Origin of the sequence: Limosilactobacillus viscerum, assembly GCF_947387525.1 — a bacterium.
Classification (GTDB): domain Bacteria; phylum Bacillota; class Bacilli; order Lactobacillales; family Lactobacillaceae; genus Limosilactobacillus; species Limosilactobacillus viscerum.
In genome coordinates, this window is sequence record NZ_CANDNW010000034.1 from 1 (window position 1) to 16,259 (window position 16,259).

Here is a 16,259-nt window from a genome sequence, read left to right on the forward strand (position 1 = left end):
ATGATACCTGATGTCACGCCGAATGGCGTTTTTTATTTACCACCAACTGGGTGGCTAACTTCATTCTATAATCCACCAATATTTCAAAAATAAATGACAATAAATTTAAAACAAAAAGGCCACCTAACAAAAGGTGACCGTTCTGTGCTGACTTAATTATTTTTTGACTCAAATTTGACTCAAAAATTAATAACGAGCAGTTATATTTAGTTCTATCTAATTTTCAAAACGTTGATATATCAAGCATTTATGATTAAACAGAATTAAATGAAAGTATAAAAAATCACCCGCACGGGGATCGAACCCGTAACTCCGCCTTGAGAGGGCGACGTCTTAACCAATTTGACCAGCGGGCAATAACGTACAATGAGGATTATACGTTATAACTGATTACTTTGTCAATTCATAATTTAATTTCGGCCATTTTGGGGGTCGATTAAAATTGATTCTGCTAAAACTACTTCATTATATAGTTCAAACACATACTCACGTAATTCTTCACGTTGTGCAATCATGTTCAAATAACGACGCTCTGACCGAAACGCCCACAATAAAGCTTGGCGCTCCAAGTCACGTTCCGCATCACTGAACTCATCATTCCGGCTGTTAGCCGACCACTGCTTCCAGAAATCTCGGAAAGTCGTTACCCCCTTTTGGTCCCGGAGGTCATACAACACACTCGATTTCACGTTGGCCGGCAGGTACATCTCATTTACCGCGTTAATTCCTTCCAGCACCATTTCCCGCCGCAGTTTGTCAATCCGTTGTTGAATCACTGTATCGGGAATATCTGCCTTCAGAATAAACTTAAATGCAACTGATGGGACAATCATACTTAACAAAACCAACAACGTTTCTGTCATAATAACAAATTGAAACTGGTGGTCAGTTAAACTACCCGCAACAGAAAATACCAGTGCAAGCGTTACCGCCCCGTGAACGCCACCAAGTGAAAAGATCAGACTTCCCCTTGCGGCCATCCCGGTAAAGAGGCCATATACGTACCGAACCACTAGCATTGCAACATAGAGTGTTACACCGGCAATTACCCACTTAAAATCGAGGTCTGCCGCGATTAAATCGGCGCGAATAATCCGCACGATTAATATTCCAAGAACTACAAAAATCATGTTGTTTAGGATTTCCCTAGCCAGGTCAATTAACACCAGGCCATTGTGAAACTGCCGGGGATGGGCAAACCTGCTCCGTGAGCTTTCACTATTTTGCATTAGCCCGGCACAAACTATGGCAATAATCCCCGAAACCCCAACTTCTTCTGCCACAAAGTAGATAAAGAACGGGGTAATCAAGAACAGCATATCCTGAGCATTATAGGTTGACCGTGAGAAGCGGCGCAACCCCTGCTGGAAGCTAATCATCCCCAGGCCAAACACAATCCCGACAAGGATTCCACCACCAGCAGACAGCAAAAAGTTTAAAAAGGCCTGTTGGTATTCAAAGTGAACAGCCCGTACCCACAGGGCATCGCTTCTACCAGCACAATTCCCGTTGCATCATTAAAAAGTGACTCGGCACGCAACAGCTTTCCTTGCCGGTCCGGCATGATCCGTCCTTCCGATACCGTCTCCGTCGCAGTCGCGTCAGTCGGCGTACTAATCGCCGCCATCACAAACGATAGTGCTAGTGGAATCCCACATAGGTAAACGGAAAAGCCCGCCACCACGAGGGAAATAACAACCAGCAGCACGGCCGTTTCAATGATCTGCCGCAGCCAGTGACCGACAAAGTGAATTCTGGTCGTTTGCCCTTCAAAATAAATCAAGGGCGCAATGATATACATAAATGCTTCGGAATGGAACTGGGCAACAAGCTGGTTTAATGGCGCAATTAGCGCAATGATAAACCCAATCAGGATACTAACGTAATTCCCCGAAGCACGGGGGATAATTCCACAGACAATCCCACTAATTACCGCCGCGACCACCAATGTCACTGTTGAAATAAGAAGTGTCATCATTTCCCTCCCTAATTATTCATAGGAAAGTTCTAACATAAATAGGTGATCTTGCGGTAAGTGTGACGTTGTTGCCCACGCATCGTGGTAAACCTTTGCTCCTCCGTTTGTCCGTTGAAAGAAGTAGTCAAGCAGGTCCCCATTCTTGGCCACAAAGTCATTTGATAACCGATTCACCATCAGCCGCATATCCGGAAAGTAGAAACTACTATCCGCAATCTTCAGCTCATCTGAAAAAAGAATTAACACCGTATTGGTATACCGTGCTCGTTCCGACTTAATCAGTTCCGGATGGTGCTTTAATTTTGTTAAAACATAGTAAATTGAATCTGAATTACTTGCCATTTCTCTTCTCCTTAACCAACTGTATTGTACCAGCAACGGAAGCACAACAGAAGTCTCCCACGACTACAAATCGGCAGCTAGCGTTCTGTAAGCCAGACGTTAGCTGCTGATTGCACCCGTGCTGGTTGTCATCAACTGTCACGGTTTCTTTTAGTTACTCTGATTCCACCACAGTTTAACTAGCGCCTGAGTACCGTCATTCCCCAGCTTCTTTTGATCAACCAGCACTCCGTACAAGCGCTTTGCTTCTGCTGTCGCTGGCAATTCCAGCCCCATTTGCTCTGCCTCATCAAGTGCAATCCGCAGGTCCTTTAGGAAATGCTTAGCGAAGAAACCGGGCGTGTAATCCTGTTTTAAAATCCGTGGCCCGTAATTACTTAAACTCCAGTTGGCCGCAGCTCCAGCACCAACCGTCTGAATAACATCAGCTAAGTTGAGTCCCGCTTTTTTGGCATATACGAGCATTTCAGTCATCCCGGTCATCGTTCCGGCAACCATGATCTGGTTGGCCATTTTCGCATGCTGTCCGCTTCCGGCGGGGCCAAAATAATGCTGACTCGCACTGATCTGCTGAAGGATCGGCATAATCTTCTGCACATCTGCCTGCGCACCGCCAAGCATGACGGTCAATGTTGCATTCTTCGCACCAATATCACCACCGGAAACCGGGGCATCAACCATGTGCGCTGCGTCCTTAGCTAATTGCTTGGCAAGTGACGGCTTACTTGTCGTCATATCAACCAGGACCTGGTCCTCAGGAGCAGCCGCTAAAATTCCATCACTACCATAGTAGACCTCCTCCACATCAGCTGGAAAGCCAACCATCGTGAAGACAAAGTCGTTTCCCTTCGTAGCAGCTGCTGGCGTTGGTGCCCACTTAGCACCATTATCAATTACCGCCTGCGCATGCGCCTGGGTCCGGTTGAAGACCGTTACTTCATTTCCGTGCTTCAAAAGGTTATTAATTATTCCCGTTCCCATTACGCCGGTACCAATAAAGCCAATCTTCATCTTAATCATTTCCTTTCGTAAACAAAAAGCTGCTAGACTCATATTACTACCAGTCTAACAGCTTTTTAAGGAATTGGGCATACTGGTCTCGAACCAGTAAATTATGGATTCAGAGTCCACTGCCTTACCAGTTTGGCGAATGCCCAATATTTGTTGTTTTACAACAGTAATAACTATACTAGCATTTACCGCTGACGTCAACTATTTTTTATTTTTCAATTTGTTTTGCTAATCGTTCTTCTTGTTTTTGGATTGCCTGTTTGGTTTGGGCAACTACTTCAGGGTGCTGGTGGCCATTTTGCCAGAAGTCAACGTCTGCTTTGATTTGAGCCTGACTTTGCTGGTCATAATCGTGCCGGAGAAAGTTATAGTTAACCGCCGTCGTTTGTTTTTGCCAAATTGCCGCCATAATAAACTGGCTCCGTGTCCGTTGCATCCCCCGAACGACCTCGTCACTGTCGTCAACTGCTTTAACCGTGCTAACTTTTGCCGTTGCGATTGGCGGTTGAATTGAATTATCTGGTAAATATGGTGCTACCGGAACGTTAATTAAAGCATCTACCATCACCTCTTGCCAGTTTTCCCGCGTTTTGTACCGGTGATCCAAACCGGGTTCAACATCATTTGCAACTAAATATTCTTTTTCTACTCCCCAGCTTAATTTAACTTGTACTACAAATACGGTTGCCATCACGAAGCCCTCCCTTAAAATTCCAGTCATATTATACCGCAGCTCTAATTATTCCGGTGATTATTTTGGCAAAAAGTTAACCATATGAATAGACTATTTCTCTTTTTTTGCTTAAACTATCAATATTCAAGGGAGATGAGAACTATTAAACGGCAGCATTTCATTTTAACTCTCCTCTACTGCCTGCTCTTTGTCTGGCTCCTCGGCCTTTACCAGAGCAGCCCTGCCTTCCAGCAGGAACTAAACCAAGCAGTTGAGCAGGCCCAACTTTTTACTTACAATCAAATCAACCGCCTTCTGGGCAAAAAAGAAGTTACCCTTAAACAAAATAGCAGCACGACAGAGAGTCAGGCTGACGTAACTGACGCACGTTGGACCCAACCCAGCGCCACCGTCTACATTGACCTCAGCGACCCCACCCTTCGTTCTGCTACCGAAACGGCAATTAGGCAGTGGAACCAGACCGGTGCCTTTACCTTCCACGAAACAGAAAATAAGAAGGAAGCTGACGTTGTGATTTCCGCCATTGATGAACAAAAAAACGGAGCAGCCGGCTTAACTAATACTAAGATGAATGCGATGACCGGCTATATCATCCACGCCGATGTCCAACTCAATTCTGGCTACCTGCTTAGCCCGGCGTACGGCTATTCCCAGGAGCGGATCGTCAATACAGCCGAACACGAGTTAGGTCACGCAATTGGCCTTCAGCATAATTCGGCAGCATCGGTAATGCAGCCCGCCGGTTCGTACTACTCAATCCAGCCGCAAGACGTTGAAAACGTTAAAAAACTCTACCAACAGCGACCACACGTTGCCAACCAGCAATCCGGTCAATCTGGCACTACTCATAATTATCAATAGTCAATCAAAGGTCCGTGAGCAGATTTAGCTACCACGAACCTTATTTTATTATGTTAAAATAACTCTTGTGTAAAATTATAAGTAGAGAGTGAAAAGTAATGAAAGATAAAAAAGTTTTTGGACTGGCGCTAGTAATTATCGCCTGTACATTTTGGGGGATTTCAGGACTCTTCGCTAAGGGCCTGTTCAACGCAAGCAGCTCAATCACCTCATTGTGGGTGACGCAGACGCGGATGACCGCGGCTGGTGCTATTTTGGTACTGGTCAGTCAGCTAAAGGGCGACCACCCCTTCCAAATTTTTAAGAGTCCCCACGACGCTTGGGTCATCTTTTCATACGGGATTTTCGGATTGGTCCCGGTCCAGTTTGCCTACTTCATGGTGGTCCAGTACGGGAACGCCTCGATCGCTACTATTTTACAATTTGTGGGGCCATTCTTTATTATTGCTTACCAGGCGCTTTTCCGGCACATCCCACCGCGGCGAATTGAAATTATCTGTGCAGTCATCGCCTTCTTAGGGGTCTTTACGATTGCAACCCATGGCCACTTCAACCATCTTGCCGTTACCCCGATGATCTTAGTCTGGGGGATGATTTCAGCTGTTGGGGTTGCCACTAATACCTTAATTCCACAAAAAATGCTTCGTGAAGGGCGGGTACCATCACTAGTTATTACCGCCTGGGGGCTTCTTTTTTCCGGAATCATACTGCTCGCAATTCACCCGGCCCAACCACACGTACCAAATGTTCCGATCGTCTGGGTTTGCTGGCTCGGTGTCTTGATTATCGGTACCCTGATTCCATTCCAAATGGCCAACATCTCACTACGGTATATTGATGCGACGAACTTTAGCCTGATGGATGCTTTCGAGCCCCTATCAGCTACTATTGGTTCGGTTCTCATCTTTAACCTCCACATGACCGGCGCTGATATCATCGGTTCAATCCTGGTTATCGTCGCCGTCTTAGCAATTAATATCCGCATTCCGATTAGGAAAAATAAAATTGAATAAGATGTAATAAGGGTCCGTGACAAAGCGCAATTTTATCACGGACCCTTATTCTTTTATTTTGAACATTGACACAGTAATCACGGGAAAAAAAGTTTTCCCGCTTTTCTGCATCTACGACTGATTACTTAACTAGTTTCATAAACTTTTCACGGGTTTCTTCTTCAACCCCCGTGGCAGCTAATGACCGCAGTGGCATATTGGCCGAAATGGCACCCCATTGTTCATCGGCCATCATTGGCTTCAGCACATCATAAAGGCCGGATTCCTTTAATGCTGATTGGACTTGTGGGTCCTGGTCATTCCATACGTCACCAATATAAGTATCATCGGTGATTTCACCCAATGGGTTAACACCAATTGTCAATTCAAACTTGGTTGATAGGCGAATATCCCGGGACGAGCTACCGACCATCAGCTCATATTCACCATTATCAGCTTCCCACTGCTGCTTCTTGACATTGTAGTAACTGAAAGCACGGCGTGACAGTGTTAAGCTGACCTCCTTACTCTCACCTGGCTGCAATTCAACCTTGGCAAAGTCGCGTAATTCCTTCACTGGCATTGCAACCCGGCTAACATGGTTGGCAACATATAGCTGAGTAACTTCTTTACCAGCAACCGTACCACTATTCGTAACAGTGAAGCTAACTTCCACGTTATCGCTACCCTCATTAACTTGTAAATCAGAGTAATCAAAAGTTGTGTAGCTCAGCCCATGACCAAATGGGAAACGAACCGGCATGTCGTGAAGGTCGTAGTAGCGGTAGCCAACGAAGATCCCTTCACGGTAGTCTTCTTCATCATGGTCCTTGCCAAAAGTACCATAAGTGGGGTTATCTTGCAGGCGGAGTGGGAAACTTTCGGAAAGCTTACCAGAAGGGTTAACCTTCCCCGTCAGGATATCCCAAGTTGCCTCCCCGACTGCTTCACCAGCAAGGTAGGTTTCAACAATTGCTGGTACCCGGTCGGCCCACGACATTTCAACAACTGACCCGTTTTCTAAGACAACGGTGACGTTCGGATTAACGCTGACCACTTGGTCTAACAATTCATTTTGGTTAGCGGGCAGCGAAATGGTCTTCTTATCAAAGCCCTCTGTTTCCATTTGCTCAGGGAACCCGGCAAAGAAGATTACCCGGTTGCTTTGCTTAGCAAGCTGAACGGCTTCTTCAGTTAACTTTTCATCTGGCTTCGTTTCACTTAATGAATAACCAGCAGCATAACTTGCATTAGCGGGTGCCGCATCTAATGGGGTAACCACATGGTGGGCGTTAACATGGGAACTGCCACCGCCCTCAAACCGTGGCTTAGCAGCTAATTCACCAATAATTGCCAGTGAGTCATGGTCGTTTAATGGCAGTTGCTGGTCATCATTTTTGAGCAGAACAATACTGTCATCAGCCATCTTCCGGGCAAATTCATGCTGCTCTTCCTTATCGTAGGATTCCTTCTTAGTGACATCCTTGCCCCACTTTTCAACTACCTTCAAGATCCGCAGAGCAGACCGGTTTAATGTTGACTCCTGAAGCCGGCCATCCTTAACGGCGGCAACAATTTCATCAACAGAAGCTTGACCCTTACCAGGCATTTCAAGGTCCAAGCCCGCCTTAATCGCAGCAACATGGTCTGCAACGGCACCCCAGTCGGACATAACCAGGCCTTCAAATCCCCATTCATTCCGTAAGATTTCCGTCAGTAGCCGCTGGTTTTGGGAATTTAGCGTCCCGTTCAGCCGGTTGTATGAGCACATCAAGGTTGCAGGATGGGCTTCCTTGACGATCCGTTCGAACTGGGCGAGATAAATTTCACGAAGAGTCCGCTCATCAATGTTTGATGAAGAAGTAAAACGCTGGTCTTCACGGTTGTTAGCGGCAAAGTGCTTAACGCTAACACCAACACCTTCTTCTTGGACCCCTTTTACATAGGCAGTCCCCATCCGGCCCGCTAATAGTGGATCTTCAGAGAAGTATTCAAAATTCCGGCCGGCCAGTGGGCTCCGCTTGATGTTAACACCGGGGCCTAGTAATAATCCCAGTTTTTCAGCATTAGCAGCAACCCCTAGGTGGTGACCGAGCTTAAATAGCATGTCATCATCAAATGAACTTGCGGTCAGTGCTGATGATGGGAAGCAAACGGCATCCACTGAGTTATTCACATCTGATGGTGCCACATCAATATCCTGCTTCCGCAAGCCTGAGGGACCATCCGACATCATCATCCGGTCAACTCCTGGCACCTTAGCAGTAAACCAAAAGTCCTTTCCGGAAACCAATGAAGCACGTTCTTCAAGCGTTAATCCTTCAACAAATTTAAGGTCAATTTTTACCATTATCATCTCGTCCTTTCTATCCACATCATATCATGAATACAAGTGTGCGGGGTTCATAACAAAACGCAATTCTGTCGCGAACCTTTATCTTTAGATTTTTCACAGTAACGACGGAAATAAAACGAGTCCCGTGAGGCTAAGCAATGATAAACACCAGCCCGTGCCGTGCTAACGTCTGTCCTAACTTACCCGTCCGGGACTCGCGAAGCCTTTTCCCAGCTTCTTCATTTGTCGTCCGCAGTGACCACTTTATTGTGGTTCCTTCGGGGGTAGTCCACGATGTCGCCAATATTCCCAACACTGCCTACGTGCTGCAAATCCCCTTAAAGGTTATTGAACCGTACGTTAAGCACCCGGAACTGGTAACCTTCAATAATGGGATGGTCGATGATCCCAACTACTCCCTTGCCCTCAAGCTGATCAAAAAATTTGCCTACTTACAGCTAACCCACCCGGACGGTTTCCTTTTTGATAGTCAAATTACCTTTGTCAGTCTCTTAAAAGTTATCTTTATGAAGCTTAATAACCCTGATAAACAGGTACCAAATGACAATAACGTCAAGCAGCTGCTCATTTATATTAATAACCACAGTACTGAACAGTTAACCGTTACCGGGTTAGCACGCCATTTTGGGTATAATCCCAACTATCTTTCACGCCTATTTAAGAAACAGGTTAGGCTTTCACTCACTAATTACATCTATGTCGTTAAACTAAACCAGCTTTACAACGATTTAATAAATACTGACATTGCAATCAAGGACCTGTTTAAGAAACACGGGCTTTCAAATCCCCGGACTGCACGAAAGGTTTTTCGTGAAATGTTTGGCGAGTTACCGAATGAAATCAGGCTAAGTCACCGGCCAAATTAATTAGTTTCAACTAAAATTCTTCCTTGCTATAATGAGGTCAAAGGATGTGATCCAAGTGAAAAAGATGAATTGTAAACATGTGTTGATTGCGGGGGCTGCCGCTGGAATCGTTTCTGGCTTAGTCAAATTAGGGTGGGAAAATGTCCTACCACCACGGACTGCTGAACGTGACCGGGTAAACCCACCCCAGAAATTACTCCAGCAACTCGGTGTGCCAGCTTCCTTAACCCAAGCCACATACCAGTACTCCGGGCAGGACTTGCCATGGGTCAGCTACCTGGTTCACTTTGGCTTCTCCATTAGCTTTGCCACTGCCTATGCCGCCCTCCTTGAGAAGAAAGTTAAGGTATTGACAATTGGCGAGGGAATTCCATTTGGGCTTGCGGTCTGGGTAGCCTTCCACCTGGTTATCATGCCAGCGATGAAGACCGTCCCGGATGCACATGACCAGCCATGGGAGGAACACCTCTCAGAAGGTTTGGGCCACGCAATTTGGATGTGGACCAACCATGAAATTGCGGCAAAGGTTTTGGAACAATTGAAGTAACTAAAAAACGAGCTCTAGCATGGATATCCACACTAGAGCTCGTTTTATTTTTGATTTAATTTAGTCCCATTCGTTACGCAACTTCATCAGTTGGTGACTCAGACCCTTAGTTTGGTCGTATACCTGGTGGTAAACCTTGTATAAGTCATTGTACTTAGCAACCGCATCTGCTTGTGGTTCATAAGCCTTACCAAAGTGGACAAACTTCTTGGCACAATCTTGCAAGGAGTCATACCAGCCAAGGCCAACAGCGGCTAACATTGCTGCCCCCAGGCCTGGGCCTTGTTCATTAGTCAAGGAAACAACCTTCTTGTTAAAGATGTCTGCTTGGAGTTGAAGCCAGAAGGCACTCTTTGCCCCACCACCGATGGCAACTACTGTATCAAAGTCTTGACCATGCTGGTCGTAAATATCTAAGATATCACGGAAGCTAAAGGTAATTCCTTCAATGACGGCCCGAACAAAATCGTACTTATTTTGCATACTATCAACGCCAATAAAACTTCCCCGAATATCAGCATCAGCATATGGAGTCCGTTCTCCCACTACGTACGGGGTAAAGAGCAAGCCGTTAGCACCTAGTGGCCGCTTTGCAGCACGGTTAACCATTTCGGTAAAGTCTTCATCTGCGGCAAAGGTATGCTTAAACCAGTTCAAGGAGTGACCAGCAGCTAGGGTAACCCCCATTGAATAGTAGGTGTCTGGAATGGCGTGACATTCATATTGCAATGCACCGTGGTAGTTAACATTGGCATCTGGTTCATACTTTAATACAACCCCAGAGGTACCAATACTTGACATTACCATGTTTGGTTGTAAAATGCCGGCACCAACAGCACCACAGGCGTTGTCACCACCACCACCGAATACCCGGGTAGACTTCTTCAAGCCGGAGAACATTGAATAGTAGTCAGTGACGGTCCCCGCCTCATCAATTGACCGCATTAATGATGGGCACATTGACATTGGGATATCAAAAGCATCGCAAATTTCCTTGCTCCAGGTTCCCTTCTTAATATCATAAAGGACGGTCCCAGTAGCATCGGAGTAGTCAATTGCCTGCTTGCCAGTCATTACAAAACGGACATAATCCTTTGGCAATAGGAAGCTCTTTGCCTTGGCCCAAATCTCTGGTTCATTTTCCTTAACCCAGAGCAGCTTTGGTAAGGTGAAGCCTTCTAGCGCCCGGTTTCCGGTGATGTCAATAAACTTGTCGCCAAGCTTTTCCCTAATTTCTTCACACTGCTTCGTCGTCCGGGTATCGTTCCACAAGATAGCAGGACGGAGAACCTGACCGTCTTCATCAAGCAAGACTAACCCGTGCATTTGACCGGAGAAAGAAATCCCCTGGATCTCTTCTGCCTTCAAGCCGTCACGCAAGATCAGGCGGTCAATTGCAATCGTTGTCCCATACAGCCAGTCACGGGGATCTTGTTCACTGTAACCAGGGTGTGGCTGGTGGAGGTCATAACCGTAACTTTCCTGGGCTGCAATTTGGCCTTCACGGTCCATTGCTGACACCTTAACGGCACTGGTACCCAGGTCCACCCCAATAACGTATTCATTCATAGTATTCATTCCTTCCTCAGCAAAAAGGGTCGGGGCAAAGTTGATTGCCTCGGCCCTTTATTTTACGACACTTCTACATGAGTCGTGAACATTTGGATTGATTTTGATTGATAGTTAGTAACTGTTATTAATGTTGAAACTTATAAGGAGTAGTTCACATTACTTAGCAAGAGTTTCGATCATGTAGTGGTTGATAGTGTCCTTGATTTCTTCAAGGTGGTCAGATTGAGTTGAAGCACGGAGTTCAGATTGAGGAGTGTCAATAACCTTAGCTTCAAGGCTCTTGAAGTCTTCCTTGCCATCTTCAATGTCCTTGCCCAGACCTTCGTCCCAGCTTGCGTAACGTTGCTTAAGGATATCGTCTAAGAAGCCGTCTTCCTTCATTGCAGCAGCAACACGCAGACCAGCAGCAAAGCTATCCATACCAACAATGTGACCGTAGAAGAGGTCTTCTGCCTTGAATGAAGTACGACGTGGCTTTGCATCGAAGTTCAGACCACCGCGAGGTCCGATACTACCGTTTTCAATAACTTCCCACATAGCAGCGGTAGTTTCGTACAGGTTGGATGGGTATTCATCAATATCCCAACCAATCAGCTTGTCACCTTGGTTAGCATCAAGAGAGCCAAGCAGACCAGCTTCACGAGCAACACGAATTTCGTGTTGGTAAGTGTGACCAGCCAAGTTAGCGTGGTTACCTTCAAGGTTAAGCTTGAAGTCCTTGTCAAGACCGTACTCACGCATGAAGTTAATCGTCGTAGCAGCATCAAAGTCGTATTGGTGCGTAGTTGGTTCCTTTGGCTTTGGTTCGAGCAGCATTTGTGCGTCGAAGCCAATTTCATTAGCGTAATCCTTAGCCATGTGGAAGAACTTAGCAATGTGTGATTGTTCACGCTTCATTTCGGTGTTCCAAAGTGATTCGTAACCTTCACGGCCACCCCAGAAGACATAGTTTTCTGAGCCAACCCGCTTACCAACTTCCAGACTGTGCTTCAATTGAGCACATGCGTAAGCGTAGATCTTTGCTGATGGAGCAGTACCGGCACCTTCAAGGAAACGAGGGTTAGTAAAGAGGTTGGAAGTGTTCCAAAGAACCTTCATCCCAGTATCCTTTTGGTATTCAACAATCTTGTCAACGATCTTGTCCAAGTTCTTGTTGGTTTCACGAAGAGTGTCACCTTCTGGAGCCAAGTCACGGTCGTGGAAGCAAAGGAAGTTAACACCTAACTTCTTGTAGAATTCAAATGCGTAGTCAACCTTAGCAAGTGCTTGGTCCATTGGGTCACTGTACTTGTCATATGGACGCATGGCAGTACCATCACCGAATGGGTCAACCAGCCGTTGGTCAAATGTGTGCCAGTAAGCAACGGCAAACCGTAGCCAGTCCTTCATCTTCTTGCCCAAGATAACTTCATCTGGGTTGTAGTATTGATAGAATAAACCAGACTTCAAACCCTTGTGTGGGCCTTCATATTTAATGTCACCAATGTTTTCCCATAAATCAGCCATAATTTAAGTAGCCTCCTGAAATATTTAGTTTGTATAAACAACTAACTTACAAGTCACAATATACACTTTGAATCCGTTTTTGTAAACCCTTTCGCCAAAATTTATTTAAAACCTGGGCATTGTTTGATTCCTCTTCCTTTATATCAACGAAAAAACAAATTAACGCTATTTTACCAGTTATATTAATAGCAATAACTACTTACTTTTCTAGCTCTTAGCTTTCCCTGCAGTGATTAACCTTCACCACAAGTTTTGTTTAAAAAATATCTTAATGCTTTCAATTGCTGCCATAATAGCATTTACACGACTTTTAGTGTTTTTATGTTTGTAAAAGCGCTTTCTTTTAGACAGATTTATGTTAAACTAGTTTTGGTTAGTTGGTAATCAATACTAACTAAATATGCATAGACAACTAGCTTCACTCTGTTTAACTTGCATTTGTTTATTATTTTAAGGGGTTTTAAAACATGAAACATAAATTATCCGCAGGGTGGATTTACTTCTTTGCTGCGCTAGGTGGTTTACTATTCGGTTACGATACCGGTTCAATTTCTGGTGCCATTCTCTTTATTGAAAAGCAATTATCTTTGAATTCCTGGCAACAGGGTTGTGTCGTTTCAGCCGTCCTGTTAGGTGCCATCCTTGGTGCCATCACCATTGGACCTTTCTCAGACCGCTTTGGTCGGCGGAAGTTACTGATGTTTACTTCTGTTCTCTTCTTCATCGGTGCATTAGGTTCCGGACTTGCTCCAGAATTCTGGACCTTGATTGTTACCCGGATCATCTTAGGTTTGGCCGTTGGTGCCGCTTCAGCCTTGATCCCAACTTACCTTGCTGAATTAGCACCAGTTGCTAAGCGTGGGATGATGTCTGGACTCTTCCAATTAATGGTTATGACTGGTTTGCTATTGGCTTACCTGCTTAACTTCTGGCTTCAAGGCCTCTACACCGGTTGGCGGTGGATGCTTGGCTTTGCTGCTATTCCTGCCGCAATTCTGTTCATCGGTGCAATCATCCTTCCTGAATCACCACGTTACCTTGTTCGTAACAACAAGGAAAACGTTGCCCGGGAAGTCCTGATGGCAATGAACAGCAATGACGAAGATGTTGTTAACAGTGATATTGACGATATTAAGAAGCAAGCTTCCATTAAGTCCGGTGGTTGGAGCGAATTATTCGGTCCAATCGTTCACCCAGCTTTAGTTGCTGCCGTTGGTTTGGCAATTTTCCAACAGGTCATGGGTTGTAACACCGTTCTTTACTATGCCCCTACTATCTTTACTGACGCTGGTTTCGGTGTGCACTTTGCTTTACTTTCACACATATGGATCGGTATCTTCAACGTTATCGTTACCGTTATCGGTATTTGGTTAATGAACCGTGTTAGCCGTCGTAAGATGCTGGTTGTCGGTGGTTGGTTAATGGCCATCACCCTGTTCATCATGTGCTGGGGTCTGATGCACTCTTCCGAATCTAAGTTTGCTGCTGATGTCGCCGTTCTTTCAATGGTTGTTTACATCGCTTCATTCTCAGGTACCTGGGGTCCTATTATGTGGACAATGATTGGTGAAATGTTCCCACTGAACATTCGTGGTTTAGGTAACTCCTTCTCCGCTGGTGTTAACTGGACTGCCAACATGATCGTTTCCTTAACGTTCCCACCACTGCTTAGTGCATTCGGTAAGGGTACTTTGTTCATCGGTTACGGTATCTTCTGTCTTCTCGCTATCTGGTTTGTTCACGCCAAGGTATTCGAAACACAAGGCAAGTCACTTGAAAGTATCGAACAATGGTTACGTGACCAAGCTGCTAAGAAGGCCGCTAAATAATAGGAAAAAGGCTGGGCAATTTCCCAGTCTTTTTTATTGTCTAAGTTAAAACAAGCGAAGGACGTGATGGATTCTATATGGTCACTTCCTTCGCTTGTTTGTTTTGGAAATATTTTCAGTTATTCAACATTTTTTACTTCATTCGGCCACCGCATCTTTAATTGAAACTTTTCTAGGTCAAGCGCCCAGTGAATTGCCAGCGAACTAGCACCAAGCAACGAGGTCATCCGTGAACCAACAATCTTATAAATCGGCGAGAAGGCACCCATTTCAACTAGTTTCGAACGGATCTGCTCAAATAATTCCGGGATGTCTTCAAACAAGGTTGAATTAAAGTAAACTGCCTGGGGGCCAAACGAGACGATCGCATTGAAGGCAGCCTCGGCCAATAACTCAATCGCATGGTCAAAGATCCGTAAAACCTGGCTATCATAATGGTAAAGTCGACTGAGTTCCTCACTACTAATCGTCTTTAGCCCCTTTACCGCCTTTACCTGATCAATGATCGCATCCTCAGAGCAGAGCGATTCCACCTTCACCAGCTTATTTGAACCATCACCAAGGTGGTCAATCATTAGTGCCCGGCCAATTTCACCAGCCATGCCCTGGTTACCACGGTAAAGCCGGCCGTTAGCAATTACACCAACACCAATCCCGCGGTGAATACTAATCGTAATTAGGTCAGAAATCGCACTGCCTTCACAGAAATCATTTTCAAAGACAGCAGATAAGTTCGCTTCATTTTCAAGGACAACTGGTACACCAAATTCCTTTTCAAAGTATTCCTGAAGGTCAATCCCATCAAGTTCAAGGAACGGTGAATCAATGACCTTGTTTTGGTATACAATCCCGTGAATGGAAAAACCAATTGCAAGTAGGCCATGACTGGTTTGGTCGACCTTTTCCATTTCTTTTATTTCGCTCTTAATCATTTGCATTATGTTCAAAATATCAAACTGCTTAATAGCCTGCCGGTTATACTGAATAATCTCCCCATTAATATAGTTAAACATTGAGGCCATGTATGCAGTTCCAATATTAAAGCTAGCAACAAAACCGTAATTACGGTTCAAACAGATTAAGTTTGGCTTCCGGCCGCCGCTCTTAGTTGACTCCCCCTGGCGAACTTCCTCGATTAGCCCCGTTTCATCTAATTCTGTACAAATTGACGAAACAGTTGATTTATTAAGATGTAGTTGCCGGGCAATTTCCGCTCGTGAAGTTTCGCGATTATTAAATAGTTGTTGCAAAACCAACTTACGGTTATTGATACGCGACAAGTTACGATGATCAATACTCATATTTTCTTTTCCCTAATTTCATAAATTATTTTATACACCCATTATAGCACGATCATTAGTTCCCCGCGTGCAATGACCGCTATTCAAAATAGCACCATAGAATAATCAATACAACACAATAGGCAGTTGCTAACCATACTACATATTGCAAAAAATGCCAATTAAGTAGTACTGTAATAACTTGGAGAACAATTGTCAAGACTACCCAGACTACTATTCGCCGTTGAATCATTCGTTGATATCGTGATATTTCTTCTTTTTCCATTATTTTCACTAAAAAAGGGGCCTGACAGTTGTCACAACCCCACTACTAAACTTGTTTAGTTATTCTTTTCCATTTCAGCACGGAGCTTCTTGCCCACTTCTTCGTAACCTGGCTTGCCCAGCAGACCAAACATGTTGGT

14 protein-coding genes and 2 tRNA genes are annotated in these 16,259 nt (G+C 45.0%); 5 read left to right on the top strand and 11 right to left on the bottom strand.

Features of this window, described 5'->3' with window-relative positions; translation table 11 throughout:
- Nucleotides 1-283 precede the first annotated feature (283 nt).
- From QOS07_RS08180 to QOS07_RS08210, 7 genes are all read right to left on the bottom strand, one after another.
- Nucleotides 284-356 (bottom strand) — tRNA-Glu (locus QOS07_RS08180).
- A 54-nt stretch (nt 357-410) separates the two neighbouring features.
- Nucleotides 411-1,430 carry a cation:proton antiporter domain-containing protein gene (locus tag QOS07_RS08185; RefSeq protein ID WP_283588477.1) on the bottom strand — a complete coding sequence of 340 codons (1,020 nt, stop codon included), beginning with the start codon at nt 1,428-1,430 and terminating at the stop codon, nt 411-413.
- A 5-nt stretch (nt 1,431-1,435) separates the two neighbouring features.
- Nucleotides 1,436-1,975: a cation:proton antiporter domain-containing protein gene (locus QOS07_RS08190; RefSeq protein WP_283588478.1), complete on the bottom strand. Its 540-nt coding sequence runs from the start codon at nt 1,973-1,975 to the stop codon at nt 1,436-1,438.
- A 15-nt stretch (nt 1,976-1,990) separates the two neighbouring features.
- The gene (locus QOS07_RS08195; RefSeq protein ID WP_283588479.1) at nt 1,991-2,320 is read right to left on the bottom strand and encodes a hypothetical protein; all 330 of its coding nucleotides are present in this window, start codon (nt 2,318-2,320) and stop codon (nt 1,991-1,993) included.
- Nucleotides 2,321-2,470: 150 nt separating this feature from the next.
- Nucleotides 2,471-3,331 (bottom strand): NAD(P)-dependent oxidoreductase, encoded by an 861-nt coding sequence (locus QOS07_RS08200; RefSeq protein WP_283588480.1) that lies wholly within the window; start codon nt 3,329-3,331, stop codon nt 2,471-2,473.
- A 73-nt stretch (nt 3,332-3,404) separates the two neighbouring features.
- A tRNA-Gln gene (locus tag QOS07_RS08205) sits at nt 3,405-3,477 on the bottom strand.
- Nucleotides 3,478-3,539: 62 nt separating this feature from the next.
- Nucleotides 3,540-4,022: a DUF7679 family protein gene (locus tag QOS07_RS08210; RefSeq protein WP_283588481.1), complete on the bottom strand. Its 483-nt coding sequence runs from the start codon at nt 4,020-4,022 to the stop codon at nt 3,540-3,542.
- Nucleotides 4,023-4,157: 135 nt separating this feature from the next.
- On the opposite strand from QOS07_RS08210, the gene QOS07_RS08215 reads away from it, so the two are divergent.
- Both QOS07_RS08215 and QOS07_RS08220 read left to right on the top strand, forming a co-directional pair.
- Complete coding sequence (locus QOS07_RS08215) at nt 4,158-4,886, top strand: matrixin family metalloprotease (RefSeq protein WP_283588482.1); 729 nt, start codon at nt 4,158-4,160, stop codon at nt 4,884-4,886.
- Between the two features lie 98 nt (nt 4,887-4,984).
- Nucleotides 4,985-5,899, top strand: a complete 915-nt coding sequence (locus QOS07_RS08220) for a DMT family transporter (protein WP_283588483.1) — start codon at nt 4,985-4,987, stop codon at nt 5,897-5,899.
- A 121-nt stretch (nt 5,900-6,020) separates the two neighbouring features.
- Here QOS07_RS08220 and QOS07_RS08225 read toward each other — a convergent pair whose 3' ends face one another.
- A complete protein-coding gene (locus QOS07_RS08225) occupies nt 6,021-8,228 on the bottom strand; it encodes a glycoside hydrolase family 3 C-terminal domain-containing protein (protein ID WP_283588484.1) in 2,208 nt (735 codons plus the stop codon).
- A gap of 143 nt (nt 8,229-8,371) precedes the next feature.
- Here QOS07_RS08225 and QOS07_RS08230 point away from each other — a divergent pair, with 143 nt between their 5' ends.
- Complete coding sequence (locus tag QOS07_RS08230) at nt 8,372-9,100, top strand: helix-turn-helix transcriptional regulator (RefSeq protein WP_283588485.1); 729 nt, start codon at nt 8,372-8,374, stop codon at nt 9,098-9,100.
- Between the two features lie 64 nt (nt 9,101-9,164).
- Nucleotides 9,165-9,647 carry a DUF1440 domain-containing protein gene (locus QOS07_RS08235; protein WP_408613358.1) on the top strand — a complete coding sequence of 161 codons (483 nt, stop codon included), beginning with the start codon at nt 9,165-9,167 and terminating at the stop codon, nt 9,645-9,647.
- A gap of 60 nt (nt 9,648-9,707) precedes the next feature.
- On the opposite strand, the gene xylB is transcribed toward QOS07_RS08235, so the two are convergent.
- Entirely contained in the window at nt 9,708-11,216 is a 1,509-nt protein-coding gene (xylB, locus tag QOS07_RS08240) for a xylulokinase (protein ID WP_283588487.1), read from the bottom strand.
- A gap of 159 nt (nt 11,217-11,375) precedes the next feature.
- A complete protein-coding gene (gene xylA / locus QOS07_RS08245) occupies nt 11,376-12,725 on the bottom strand; it encodes a xylose isomerase (protein WP_283588488.1) in 1,350 nt (449 codons plus the stop codon).
- A 467-nt stretch (nt 12,726-13,192) separates the two neighbouring features.
- Between xylA and QOS07_RS08250 the strand changes: the two genes are divergently transcribed.
- Nucleotides 13,193-14,554, top strand: coding sequence for a sugar porter family MFS transporter (locus QOS07_RS08250; RefSeq protein ID WP_283588489.1), 1,362 nt, complete (start codon nt 13,193-13,195; stop codon nt 14,552-14,554).
- Between the two features lie 119 nt (nt 14,555-14,673).
- Here the strand turns inward: QOS07_RS08250 and QOS07_RS08255 are convergent, their stop codons facing one another.
- Complete coding sequence (locus tag QOS07_RS08255) at nt 14,674-15,855, bottom strand: ROK family transcriptional regulator (RefSeq protein ID WP_283588490.1); 1,182 nt, start codon at nt 15,853-15,855, stop codon at nt 14,674-14,676.
- Nucleotides 15,856-16,259 lie beyond the last annotated feature (404 nt).

Excerpts from the sequence above, each read along its gene's own strand:
- QOS07_RS08190 (WP_283588478.1), bottom strand. The coding sequence starts at position 1,975 with ATGACACTTCTTATTTCAACAGTGACATTGGTGGTCGCGGCGGTAATT.
- QOS07_RS08195 (WP_283588479.1), bottom strand. The coding sequence starts at position 2,320 with ATGGCAAGTAATTCAGATTCAATTTACTATGTTTTAACAAAATTAAAG.
- QOS07_RS08200 (WP_283588480.1), bottom strand. The coding sequence starts at position 3,331 with ATGAAGATTGGCTTTATTGGTACCGGCGTAATGGGAACGGGAATAATT.
- QOS07_RS08210 (WP_283588481.1), bottom strand. The coding sequence starts at position 4,022 with ATGGCAACCGTATTTGTAGTACAAGTTAAATTAAGCTGGGGAGTAGAA.
- QOS07_RS08215 (WP_283588482.1), top strand. The coding sequence starts at position 4,158 with ATGAGAACTATTAAACGGCAGCATTTCATTTTAACTCTCCTCTACTGC.
- QOS07_RS08220 (WP_283588483.1), top strand. The coding sequence starts at position 4,985 with ATGAAAGATAAAAAAGTTTTTGGACTGGCGCTAGTAATTATCGCCTGT.
- QOS07_RS08225 (WP_283588484.1), bottom strand. The coding sequence starts at position 8,228 with ATGGTAAAAATTGACCTTAAATTTGTTGAAGGATTAACGCTTGAAGAA.
- QOS07_RS08230 (WP_283588485.1), top strand. The coding sequence starts at position 8,372 with ATGATAAACACCAGCCCGTGCCGTGCTAACGTCTGTCCTAACTTACCC.
- QOS07_RS08235 (WP_408613358.1), top strand. The coding sequence starts at position 9,165 with ATGAATTGTAAACATGTGTTGATTGCGGGGGCTGCCGCTGGAATCGTT.
- xylB (WP_283588487.1), bottom strand. The coding sequence starts at position 11,216 with ATGAATGAATACGTTATTGGGGTGGACCTGGGTACCAGTGCCGTTAAG.
- xylA (WP_283588488.1), bottom strand. The coding sequence starts at position 12,725 with ATGGCTGATTTATGGGAAAACATTGGTGACATTAAATATGAAGGCCCA.
- QOS07_RS08250 (WP_283588489.1), top strand. The coding sequence starts at position 13,193 with ATGAAACATAAATTATCCGCAGGGTGGATTTACTTCTTTGCTGCGCTA.
- QOS07_RS08255 (WP_283588490.1), bottom strand. The coding sequence starts at position 15,855 with ATGAGTATTGATCATCGTAACTTGTCGCGTATCAATAACCGTAAGTTG.